The 11,710-nt window shown below is 70.6% G+C and carries 8 protein-coding genes and 1 tRNA gene; 3 read left to right on the plus strand and 6 right to left on the minus strand.

Annotated elements, in window-relative coordinates; all coding sequences use genetic code 11:
- Window positions 1-194 precede the first annotated feature (194 nt).
- From pknB to ACE1OA_RS17660, 6 genes are all read right to left on the minus strand, one after another.
- On the minus strand, window positions 195-2,159 hold the full coding sequence (gene pknB, locus ACE1OA_RS17635) for a Stk1 family PASTA domain-containing Ser/Thr kinase (protein WP_356775086.1): 1,965 nt from the start codon (window positions 2,157-2,159) through the stop codon (window positions 195-197).
- Window positions 2,160-2,312: 153 nt separating this feature from the next.
- On the minus strand, window positions 2,313-3,779 hold the full coding sequence (locus tag ACE1OA_RS17640; RefSeq protein WP_432753036.1) for a peptidoglycan D,D-transpeptidase FtsI family protein: 1,467 nt from the start codon (window positions 3,777-3,779) through the stop codon (window positions 2,313-2,315).
- Window positions 3,776-5,200 (minus strand): FtsW/RodA/SpoVE family cell cycle protein, encoded by a 1,425-nt coding sequence (locus tag ACE1OA_RS17645; protein ID WP_386542531.1) that lies wholly within the window; start codon window positions 5,198-5,200, stop codon window positions 3,776-3,778. Before ACE1OA_RS17645 ends, ACE1OA_RS17640 begins: the two co-directional genes overlap by 4 nt.
- A 26-nt stretch (window positions 5,201-5,226) precedes the next feature.
- On the minus strand, window positions 5,227-6,729 hold the full coding sequence (locus ACE1OA_RS17650) for a Stp1/IreP family PP2C-type Ser/Thr phosphatase (RefSeq protein WP_356601349.1): 1,503 nt from the start codon (window positions 6,727-6,729) through the stop codon (window positions 5,227-5,229).
- Between the two features lie 168 nt (window positions 6,730-6,897).
- Window positions 6,898-7,422 carry an FHA domain-containing protein FhaB/FipA gene (locus ACE1OA_RS17655; RefSeq protein ID WP_147978816.1) on the minus strand — a complete coding sequence of 175 codons (525 nt, stop codon included), beginning with the start codon at window positions 7,420-7,422 and terminating at the stop codon, window positions 6,898-6,900.
- A gap of 10 nt (window positions 7,423-7,432) precedes the next feature.
- Window positions 7,433-8,290 (minus strand): FhaA domain-containing protein, encoded by an 858-nt coding sequence (locus ACE1OA_RS17660; protein ID WP_432753037.1) that lies wholly within the window; start codon window positions 8,288-8,290, stop codon window positions 7,433-7,435.
- 648 nt (window positions 8,291-8,938) lie between these two features.
- Between ACE1OA_RS17660 and ACE1OA_RS17665 the strand changes: the two genes are divergently transcribed.
- The 3 genes from ACE1OA_RS17665 (at window position 8,939) to ACE1OA_RS17675 (ending at window position 11,597) form a co-directional block, all read left to right on the plus strand.
- Window positions 8,939-9,025 (plus strand) — tRNA-Leu (locus ACE1OA_RS17665).
- 194 nt (window positions 9,026-9,219) lie between these two features.
- Entirely contained in the window at window positions 9,220-10,896 is a 1,677-nt protein-coding gene (locus ACE1OA_RS17670; RefSeq protein WP_356601418.1) for a sensor histidine kinase, read from the plus strand.
- 41 nt (window positions 10,897-10,937) lie between these two features.
- Window positions 10,938-11,597, plus strand: a complete 660-nt coding sequence (locus ACE1OA_RS17675; RefSeq protein ID WP_356601351.1) for a response regulator transcription factor — start codon at window positions 10,938-10,940, stop codon at window positions 11,595-11,597.
- Window positions 11,598-11,710 lie beyond the last annotated feature (113 nt).

The raw sequence follows: 11,710 nt of genomic DNA on the forward strand, positions 1-11,710 counted from the left end.
CCTTCCTCCGGGGATGCCGGGGCAGGGCGTGGTCCCCACCCCACCCAGCCAACGAGTCAGGACATATGAAGACACGACCGGTTATCGACAGTGGATGCGAACAGCTGAGGGATAGCCCGGGCGGGAACCACGGGCCACGCGAAGAGCCCCGGCATCCTGGATGCCGGGGCTCTTCGCGTGGTGCGGTCGGGCGGCTAGTCGAAGATGCCGCCGTTGTTGTTCCCGCCGAACGTCTTCACGTTGATCGCCTGGTTCGGCTGGCCCGTGGTGCCGGCCGGGACGTCCTGTTCCCGGATGCGGGCGTTGCCGTCGTTCGACCCGTCGACGTTGCCGAGCTGGTAGCCGGCGGCGGCGAGCGTCTGGCGTGCCTGGTCCAGGGTCTGGCCGAACAGGTTGGGCACCGGCTGTCCGGTCGGCTGCTGCGGGCCCCGGGAGACCTTCAGCGTGATCTGGACGTCCTTGGCCTGGTTGGTGTTCCCGTTCGGGGTCTGTCCCACGACCGTGTTGGCGGGCTGGTCGCTGTCGACCTCCTGGCGGGCGACGTTCGTGAAGCCGAGCAGCTTCAGGTCCTGGACCGCCTGGTCGAAGGGGCGTCCGGTGACGTCCGGCAGCTGGGACTTCTCCTGCTTGGCCACCGTGATGACGACCGTGGAGTTCTTCTCCGCCTGGGAGCCGCCCTGGGGCTTCTGCTTCAGGACGGTGCCCGGGTCCTCGTCGGACTCCTCCTGCTTGACCTCGACCGTGAATCCCTTGTCCTTGAGCTGCTGCTCGGCGGAGTCGCGGGACTTCTCGGTGACGTCCGGGACCTCGATGAGCGGCGCGCCCTCGGAGAGGGTGACCGTGATCGTCTCGTTGACGTTCATCTTGGCCGTGCCGTCCGCGACGGGCGTCTGCTTGCAGATGGTGCCCTTGGGCTGGTCGCAGCGCTCGGTGCCGCTGGAGGCCACCTTGACCTGGCTGTTGACCGCCAGGCCCTCGGCCTCCTTGAGCGTCTTGCCGACGAACTGCGGCACGATCACCTGGTCCGCGCCGTCCTTGCCGCTGACGAGGGAACGGCCGATCAGGATCGCGCCGACCAGCACCAGGATGCCCGCCAGCACCAGCAGGATCGTCGAGGTGTTCGACTTCTTCTGCCGGCGGCGGTCGGGGCGGTCGTCGTAGCCGTAGCCGCCGTCGTCCGGGTTCATGGGCGGCAGCATGGAGGTCTGGCCGGCCGGGTCGGCCTGGCGCAGCGCCGTCGTCGGCTGGTCGTCCGGCGCGTAGCCGCCGTAGCCGCCGCCGTACGCCACGGCTCCCATGCCCGCGGCGGCCGCGACCGGCTGACCGTCGAGGCAGGCCTCGATGTCGGCGCGCATCTCGTCCGCGGACTGGTAGCGGTAGTCGGGGTCCTTGACCAGTGCCTTCAGGACGATGGCGTCCATCGGGGGCGTGATCTCGGGGTCGAAGTTGCTCGGGGGCTGCGGTTCCTCGCGGACGTGCTGGTACGCGACGGCGACCGGGGAGTCGCCGACGAACGGCGGCCGGACGGTGAGCAGCTCGTAGAGCAGGCAGCCGGTGGAGTACAGGTCGGAGCGGGCGTCGACCTGCTCGCCCTTGGCCTGCTCCGGGGAGAGGTACTGCGCCGTGCCGATGACCGCCGAGGTCTGCGTCATGGTCATGCCGGAGTCGCCCATGGCGCGCGCGATGCCGAAGTCCATGACCTTGACCTGGCCGGTGCGCGTCAGCATGACGTTCGCCGGCTTGATGTCGCGGTGCACGATGCCGGCGCGGTGCGAGTACTCCAGTGCCTGGAGGATGCCGACCGTCATCTCGAGCGTGCGCTCGGGCAGCAGCTTGCGCCCGGAGTGCAGCAGCTCGCGCAGGGTCGAGCCGTCGACGTACTCCATCACGATGTACGGGATGGACACGCCGTCGACGTAGTCCTCGCCCGTGTCGTAGACGGCGACGATCGCCGGGTGGTTGAGCGAGGCGGCCGACTGGGCCTCACGGCGGAACCGGGCCTGGAAGGACGGGTCGCGGGCGAGGTCGGCCCGCAGCGTCTTCACGGCGACGGTGCGGCCGAGCCGGGTGTCGTGGGCGAGGTAGACCTCCGCCATGCCACCACGGCCGAGCACCGAGCCCAGCTCGTACCGGCCGCCGAGGCGACGCGGCTCTTCCATAACTGATCCAGCCCTCTCCGTCTGTCCCGACCGCACCCGTGTGTGGTCCGGCGGTGTGCTGTTCGCGCATACGCTACCGGCCACGGGAAGGGGTTCCGCCCGTGACCGGCACCTGATACCTGACCGGTACCTGGCCGGTGCCCGGCCGTGGGGTCAGCTCCTGCTCTTCAGGACCGCCTTCATCACGGCCTTGGCGATCGGGGCGGCCAGGCCGCCACCGCTGATGTCCTCGCGGTCGGTGCCCTCGGAGTCCTCGACGATGACGGCGACGGCGACCGGGGAGCCCTGCGAGGTCTTGGCGTAGGAGATGAACCAGGCGTAGGGACGCTTGGCGTTCTTCGCGCCGTGCTGGGCCGTTCCGGTCTTGCCGCCGACCTTCACGCCGTCCATCTCGACGTCGGCGTTGCCGCCGGTGCCGTTGGTGACGACGTTCTCCATCATGGTCTGGATGAGCTGGGCGTTCTGCTGCGAGACCGGGCGGCTCATCTCCTCGGGCTCGGTCTTCTTGAGCACGTCGAGGTTGGGGGCGCGGAGCTCCTGGATCATGTACGGCTTCATGAGCTTGCCGTCGTTCGCGATCGCGGAGGCGACCATCGCCATCTGCAGCGGGGTCGTCGCGGTGTTGAACTGGCCGATGGAGGAGAGCGCGTTGCCGCCGCGGTCGGCCTGCTTGTCGTACACGGAGGCGGCGGAGCGGACCGGGGTGAACTGCTCGGCGTTGAAGCCGAACTTCTCGGCCATCTCGACCATCTTGTCGCGGCCCACGTCGTCGCCGAGCTTGGCGAAGACGGAGTTGCAGGAGATCTCCAGGGCCCGGTTGAGGCTGGCGTTGGCGCAGCCCTGGGCGTGGTTGACCATCGGCTTGGTGGAGAGCGGGATCTTCCAGCCCTCGGGGGTGTCGGTCGCCGCGTTGATGTCGGTGACCTTGCCGTTCTCCAGCGCGGCCGCGGCCGTGACGACCTTGAAGACGGAGCCGGGCGGGTAGATCTCGCGGATCGCCCGGTTCAGCTTCGGCTTGTTCTTGTCCTTCTCGAGGGCCACCCAGGCCTTCTCATCGTCGCCGGAGTAGCCGGCGAACGAGGAGGGGTCGTACGAGGGGGTGGACGCCATCGCGAGGATCTTGCCGGTGGACGGTTCGAGGGCGACGACCGCGCCCGTCTTGTCGCCGAGGCCCTTGAACGCGGCCTTCTGGGCGGCGCCGCTCAGGGTGGTGACGACGTCGCCGCCCTTCTTCTTCTCGCCCGTGAACATCGCCATGGTGCGGTCGAAGAAGAGCCGGTCGTCGTTGCCGGTGAGGATGCCGTCCTCGATCTTCTCGATCTGGTTGGCGTCGTAGGCCTGGGAGGCGTAGCCGGTGACGGGCGACCACATCGGGCCGTCGGTGTAGGTCCGCTTGAACCGGTAGAACGTGTCGCCGGAGTCGACGGATCCGGTGATCGGCTTGCCGTCCACGATGATGTTGCCGCGCTTGTTGGCGTACCGCTCGATCATCACGCGCTTGTTCGTCGGATGGGCGTTCAGTTCGTCGGCGCGGACGTACTGGATCCAGTTGTCCCGCAGCAGCAGCGCGAGGACCAGCAGGCCGCAGAAGATCGCGACCCGGCGCAGGGGCTTGTTCACGGACGGACCACCTGGGTCATCTCGGCGTCGGGGGACGGGGCGGGGGCGGGCGCCGGGCGGCGCGCGGTGTCGCTGATCCGGATCAGGATGCCGATCAGGGCCCAGTTGGCGATCACGGAGGATCCGCCGTACGCGAGGAACGGCATCGTCATACCGGTCAGCGGGATGAGGCCCATCACACCGCCGGCGACGACGAAGACCTGGAGCGCGAAGGCGCCGGACAGGCCCATGGCGAGCAGCTTGCCGAACGGGTCGCGGGCGGCGAGGGCGGTGCGGACACCGCGCTCGATGATCAGGCCGTAGAGGAGCAGGAAGGCCATCACGCCGGCCAGTCCGAGCTCCTCGCCGACGGTGGCGAAGATGAAGTCGGAGTTGGCGGCGAAGCCGATGAGGTCGGAGTTGCCCTGGCCGAGGCCGGTGCCGAGGATGCCGCCGGAACCGAACGACATCAGGACCTGGCTCATCTGCTGGCAGGCGGCGGAGCCTTCGGTCGCGCAGGCGAAGGGGTCCTTCCAGGCGTCGACACGGGCCTGGACGTGGCCGGCGAAGGAGGCGACGCCGACCGCGCCGACGACCGACATCAGCAGACCCATGACGATCCAGCTGGTCCGCTCGGTGGCGACGTACAGCATGATCACGAACATGCCGAAGAACAGCAGCGAGGTGCCGAGGTCGTTCTCGAAGACCAGGATCAGGAGGCTGACGGCCCAGATCGTGAGGATCGGGCCGAGGTCGCGGCCGCGCGGCAGGTAGAGCCCCATGAAGCGGCGGCTGGCCAGGGCGAGCGCGTCCCGCTTCACCATCAGGTAGCCGGAGAAGAACACCGCGAGGACGATCTTGGCGAACTCGCCGGGCTGGATGGAGAAGCCGCCGACGTTGATCCAGATCTTGGCGCCGAAGACGTCCGAGCCGAGGCCGGGGACGAGCGGCAGCAGCAGCAGGACGAGGGCGGCCACCATCGAGATGTACGTGTAGCGCTGCAGGACCCGGTGGTCCTTCAGGAGCAGCAGCACGCCGACGAACATGGCGATGCCGATCGCCGAGTACAGCATCTGCTTGGGGGCGTCCGGGCTGAAGCTCTTGTACAGCCGCATCGACTGGGCGATCAGCCGCGGCGACTGGTCCAGTCGCCAGATCAGCACCAGGCCGAGGCCGTTGAGCAGGGTCCCGAGGGGGAGCAGCAGCGGGTCCGCGTAGGGCGCGAACTTGCGCACCACGAGATGGGCGACGCCCGCGAGCAGGCCGAGGCCGAGCCCGTAACCGGCCATGCCCGGGGGCACCGTGCCGTCCAGCGCCAGGCCGACGTTGAGGTACGCGAACACCGGGATGACGACGGCGAACGCGAGCAGCGCAAGCTCGGTGTTGCGGCGGCTCGGCGCCTCGATGGCGCCGATGGTGGTCGTGTTGGTGACAACGCTCATGGTGGTGAAAGGCCCCCTACGGGTGCTTACTGCTTGCCGCAGTTCGAGGCCAGCTTCTGCTCGTCCTCCGAGAGGGTGGGGCCCGGGGAGGGAGCGGCTGCGGTGGGCTTGGTGGACGGTGCGGTCGAGGGCGCCGTGGTGCCGGTGGTGGGCGGCGGCGTGCTCGCCTTGTCCGCGGCGTCGGCGGCGGCCTTGCGGCGCTGCTCGGACTTCTTGCAGGCCGAGGCCTGCAGCGACAGTTCCTGGATCTTGGTCTGCGCCTTGGGGAGGTTGCCGCCCGCGATCGTCTCCTCGACCTGCTTCCGCTGGTAGGCCGGGAGGTACTTGAGTTCGATCTCGGGGTGGTCCTTCTCCACCTCCGACAGCGAGACCCAGGCCAGGTCCTGGCTGATGCCCCGGTACAGCGCGACGTGCTGGTCCTTGGAGCCGACGTAGTACTGCGTCTGCGTCCAGCGGTAGCCGCCGTACAGGCCGCCGCCGATCACGGCGACGGCGAGCAGCAGGAAGAAGCTCCGCTTCAGCCACCTGCGGCCGGTGCGCGGCTTGTCGAAGTCCTCGTCGGTGTAGGCGCCGAAGGAGCCCTGCGGCGGCATCCCGCCGTAGCCGTGGTCACCGCCGCCGCTGCCGGGCGGGCCGAACCCGCCCGCCGGGGGCTGCTGGTGGGGCGCGGTGCGGCCGAGGCCGGAGGCGCGGCCGGCGGGGGTCTGCATGGCGCCGCCGTCGTTCAGCTGGGCCGCCTGGTTCTCGGCGACCGCGCCGACGATGACCGGGGTGTCGCTGAGGTGTCCGGCGAGGGTGTCGCCGCCGTCGACGTCGAGGACGTCGGCGACGATCACCGTGATGTTGTCGGGGCCGCCGCCGCGCAGCGCGAGCTGGATCAGCTCCTGCACGGTCTCCTGCGGGCCGTGGTAGCTGGCGAGGGTGTCCTCCATCGTCTGGTGCGAGACGACTCCGGACAGCCCGTCGGAGCAGATCAGGTAGCGGTCTCCGGCCCGGACCTCACGGATCGACAGGTCGGGTTCGACGTGGTCGCCGCTGCCCAGCGCGCGCATCAGCAGCGAGCGCTGGGGGTGCGTGGTGGCCTCTTCCTCGGTGATCCGGCCCTCGTCGACGAGCCGCTGGACCCAGGTGTGGTCCTGGGTGATCTGCGTCAGCACCCCGTCCCGCAGCAGGTACGCGCGGGAGTCGCCGACGTGGACGAGGCCCAGGCGCTGGCCGGTCCACAGCAGGGCGGTGAGCGTGGTGCCCATGCCCTCCAGCTGCGGGTCCTCCTCGACCATCATCCGCAGCTGCTCGTTGGCGCGCTGAACGGCGGCACCGAGCGAGGTGAGGATGTCGGAGCTGGGGACGTCGTCGTCGAGCGTGACGATGGTGGAGATCACCTCGGAGGAGGCGACCTCACCGGCGGCCTGGCCGCCCATGCCGTCGGCGATCGCGAGGAGCCGGGGCCCGGCGTAGCCGGAGTCCTCGTTGCCCTCGCGGATCATGCCCTTGTGCGACCCGGCGGCGAAGCGCAGTGACAGACTCATGCGCACCTGCCCTGTCGACGCTGCGTCGGGGTACAGCCGGTCTCGAGCCACACTGCCCACCCTCCGGTCGGGAGCCCGTGCCGGTCCGCGGTCCGGACCTGCCGGTCCGCCGCGCGGCCCTTCGTGGGGACCACCTCGGCCCGCTCGCTCCGCTCGCTCATTGTCGTACTACTTCCGCAGCTCGATGACGGTCTTGCCGATGCGGATCGGCGCGCCCAGCGGAATCGGCGTCGGGGTGGTGAGACGGGTCCGGTCGAGATACGTGCCGTTGGTGGACCCGAGATCCTCGACGATCCACTGGCCGTCCCGGTCCGGGTAGATCCTGGCATGCCGGCTGGAGGCGTAGTCGTCGTCCAGCACGATCGTCGAATCGTGGGCACGGCCCAGCGTGATGGTCTGCCCCTGCAGGGCGACCGTCGTGCCGGTGAGGGTGCCCTCGGAGACGACCAGCTTGGTCGGGGCGCCTCGGCGCTGCCGTCCTCCGCCGGCGTTCTGCTGGCCACGCTGCTGCGGCGGTGCCGCGGCGGCCTGGCGTGCGTTCTGCTGCGGCCGGGTGTCCTGGCGGCGCGAACCGCGCTGCGTGACACGTGTGCCGAACAGGTCGCTGCGAATGACCTGGACGGCCACGATCACGAACAGCCACAGAACGGCCAGGAAACCCAGCCGCATGACCGTCAGGGTCAGCTCTGACATTGCCCCCGCTTCACCCTTCGGCTTGCCGGTAAACGATGGTGGTGCTGCCCACGACGATCCGCGAGCCGTCGCGGAGCGTAGCGCGGGTGGTGTGCTGCCCGTCCACCACGATGCCGTTGGTGGACCCGAGATCCTGGATCGTCGAGGGCGTTCCGGTCCGGATCTCGCAGTGCCGGCGGGAGACGCCGGGATCGTCGATCCTCACGTCCGCGTCGGTGCTGCGGCCAAGGACCAGAGTCGGGCGGGAGATCTGATGGCGGGTGCCGTTGATCTCGATCCAGCGTCGCACCTGGGCGCCGGATGCGGTCTGGGGGACGGGTCCGCCGGCCGCGGGACGGCCGGAGTGGGGCGCCTGGCCGGGGCGCTGCGCGCCGCCCGGGACACCCGGCGGCGGGGCCGCGGGCATCGGCGGTGCGCCGGCCGGAGGGTAGCCGTAACCACCGGCGGGGCGGCCCTGCGGGGCGCCTCCGGCCGGAGCGTGCGGCTGTGACGTACTCGACGCGAGCGTGCGGCTGCGGACCCGGTACAGACCGGTGTCGAGGTCGTCGGCCTTCTCCAGGTGGACCTTGATCGGGCCCATGAAGGTGTAGCGCTGCTGCTTGGCGTAGTCCCGGACGAGGCCCGAGAGCTCGTCGCCGAGCTGGCCGGAGTACGGGCTGAGACGCTCGAAGTCGGGCGTGCTCAGCTCCACGATGAAGTCGTTGGGGACGACGGTCCGCTCGCGGTTCCAGATCGTCGCGTTGTTGTCGCACTCGCGCTGGAGCGCGCCGGCGATCTCGACGGGCTGGACCTCGGACTTGAAGACCTTGGCGAAGGTGCCGTTGACCAGACCTTCGAGACGCTGCTCGAAACGCTTCAGGACTCCCATGGGGCACCTCCTCCGTCGTTGCCGTCCTGGTACTGCTTACTGATCGTATCCACGCGTCGGGAAATCGGCTGGTTCCCCTTCTCTGCCCTGTGGACGAGTGTCACCTCTCACAGACCTTCCCCATGGATCGTAGGGGCGGCCCCTGGACAGTGTCCCGCACCTGGGGAGCCGACAGGGGGAGCGGGGGGAAGCGGCGGGGGGTCCGTGGGCGGTCCGTCCGCTTCCTCCCGGTACTCGTCCGCTTCTGTCCGTCTCTCTTCTTTCTTGTGGTTTCTGTGGTTCCTGCCGTGCCGTTCCGGCCCGCGGCGGACTCCGGCGGCGCCGTCCGGCCGCCGGGGTCGTGACGGTCGGCCGGTGGCGCGGATGTGACGCGGGACACCCTGGAGAGGGTGCGGCGCAGGCCGCGGTGGCCGCCGCGACGCGGTGGGGATCCGCGCCCCGCCACGGGCGTGCCGCCGCTGTCGCACCGGCGTCCGCCCGCCGTGGTGTTCCGTCCCGTCTCCGTGTGCCGCTTCACGTCTCTCCATCTGTTCGCCGGAAGAGGGCCCGAAACAAACGGATGTGATTCCACGGTCTGCGACGTGCTAATCTTCAGATGTCGCCAGGCGGTCGCACCGAAGAGGTGAGGAGCCGGGAGACACACCCAATGCGCGGGTGGCGGAATAGGCAGACGCGCTGGATTCAGGTTCCAGTGCCCGAAAGGGCGTGGGGGTTCAACTCCCCCCTCGCGCACCAGACGGAAGCCCCGTAGGTCATCGACCTACGGGGCTTTCGCGTTGTCGGCGTCACCTGCGACCTTCGTCGCACCGGGGCGAGACGAAAGAGAGCGGCGTCCTTCGTGGGCGCCTGCCTAGGGTGCGGGCGTGGACGCGTCTTCGAGGATCAGGGCCCAGGTGGCCGCCGGCCGGCGATGGTTCGCGGTGCCCGGGATGTGGTCGCGCCGCAGGACCGCCGGCGAGGTGGTGCTCGCGGTGGTCATGGCGCTGCTGGCGGCCGGCACCGAGGAACTGCTGGGCGGGGAGGGCGGACAGCTCGTCGTGGTCGCCGTGGCCGCCGCCCTGCTGTCGTTGCTGCGGCGCCGGTTTCCGACGACGGTCCTGATCGCGACGGCGGCGCTCGCACCCCTCGTACCGGGCTTCGGCGTGCTGCTGATCCTCGTCGGCTGGTCCGCGGGGCGCTATGTCCCGGGCGCGGGGCGGGTGCTGGCGGTGTTCACGGTCGCCTACGCGGTGAACCTCGGGGCGACCCTGGTCGAGTCCTGGGACCTGCACCGCGTGCTGAGCGTCGCCCTCCTGTCGACGCTGTACTTCCTGGCGACGACGCTGGCGCCCGGACTGGCCAACCGGTATTGGACCCAGCGCCGCACCCTGCTGCACGCCCTGCAGGAGCGCAACGCCCAGCTGATGCGGGAGCGGTTGATGGTGGCGGGTCAGGCTCGGCTGCGGGAGCGTCAGCGGATCGCCCAGGACATGCACGACAGCCTCGGCCACCAGCTGGCGCTGATCTCGGTGCACACCGGGGCCCTGGAGGTGGACCGGGAGCTGACCGACCGGCAGCGGCAGGCGGTCGGCGTGCTGCGGAACGCCTCGGTGACGGCCATGCACGAGCTGCGCGAGGTCGTGGGCATCCTGCGGGACGGCGTCGAGGCGCCCGCCGAGCCGGACCTGGTGCCGGTGCGGGCGGGCGACGAGTCGGGGCGGGCGGCACGGGGGACCGCCGGCATCGAGGGGCTCGTGGAGGCGGCGCGGGCCGCGGGGAACCGGGTGGAGCTGCGGCGCCTCGGCGAGCACCAGCCGCTGCCGCCGGCCGTCGACCACGCCGCGTACCGCGTCGTCCAGGAGTCGCTGACCAACGCCTACAAGCACGCTCCGGGGGCGCTGATCGGCGTCGAACTGCGCTACGAGCCGGACGCCTTCGTCGTCGAGATCGTCAACGAGGCCGCCGCGGAGGCGCCCAGGGACGTCGTGAGCGGCGGTCAGGGGCTCACCGGGCTGCACGAGCGGGCTCGGCTGGTGGGCGGCATCGTCCACGTCGGCCCTGTGGACGGCGGCGGCTTCCGGGTCGCCGGGGTGCTGCCGTACGGGGTGGTGGAAGCCGCGCCTTTGGTCGACGTGGCCGACGACTTCCGGCAGCAGTCGACGGCCCCCCTGGCACGCGACGGTGGACGGGTTCCGGTCGGACCGACCGACTGGACCCTGACGGAGCGGGAGTTGGCCATGGCGATGCGCGGGGGCAGGAGCAGGAGCGGCGGGGTCGCGCTGGGGTGCGGGATCGCGTTCGCGGGGGTGGTGCTGCTGCTGATCGCGGCCGGGTTCGGCCTCTACTTCATGGTCGGCTCGATGAAGGAGGGCATGATCGAGCCCGCCCAGTACGAGGCGGTGCGGGTGGGCACGGCCGAGCAGGAGGTCCGAGACCGGCTTCCCTCCGGGGACACGATCGTCACGACGGGTCTGCACGGCAAGGGGCCGCAGGAGCCGGCCGGGTCCTCGTGCCTGGTGCTGATGTCCTCCGAGATGGGCGAGGACCTCGACACGGAGCCGGTTTTCCGGTTCTGCTTCAAGGACGGCAAGCTGATCGAGAAGAAGTCGTACGACGTCAAGCGCTAGCGCCTGCCGCACCCGTGGTCGGCAGCCGGTGGGGAGTAGCTGTGGCAGGGCAGCGCATCAGGGTCGTGATCGCCGATGACGAACCGCTGATCAGGGCCGGGATCCGGATGATCCTCACCTCGGACCCGGAGATCGAGGTGGTCGCGGAGGCCGCGAACGGCCGCGAGGCGATCGAGCGGGTGAGGGCGCACGCCGCCGAGGTGGTCCTGCTCGACATCCAGATGCCGGTCCTCGACGGGCTCTCGGCGCTGCCGGAACTGCGCAGGGCGGCGCCCTCGACCCGGGTGATCGTGCTGACCACGTTCGGGGAACGGGAGAACGTCCTGCGGGCGCTGGAGCACGGCGGTGCCGGGTTCCTGCTGAAGGACACGGCGCCGGCTGAACTGATCCGGGCGGTGCGGGCCGCGGCGGCGGGGGACGCCTACCTCTCGCCGGCGGCCACCCGGCACGTGGTCGATCAGCTGGCCTCGGGGCGGGAGGGGGCGAGGGCGGAGCGGGCGCGGGCCCGGGTCGCGGCGCTGAGCGAGCGGGAGCGCGAGGTGCTGGCGCTGCTCGGGGAGGGCCTGTCCAACGCGGACGCGGGGCGCCGCCTGCACATGAGCGAGGCCACCGTGAAGACGTACGTGAGCCGGATCCTGGCGAAGCTCGGCTGCGAGAACCGGGTGCAGGCGGCGCTGCTGGCCCGGGACGCCGGCCTGTAGGCGGGGCGGGAACGGGGTCGGGGGCTGGGGGGAACGGGGCGAGGAACGCGGTCCGGGGGCCGGACCGGGGGGGCGGGGCCTCGGGCGGCCGCGCGGGATTTGTGGGTGGGGGT

The organism is Streptomyces sp. JL2001 (assembly GCF_050917515.1).
In the GTDB taxonomy this organism is placed as follows: domain Bacteria; phylum Actinomycetota; class Actinomycetes; order Streptomycetales; family Streptomycetaceae; genus Streptomyces.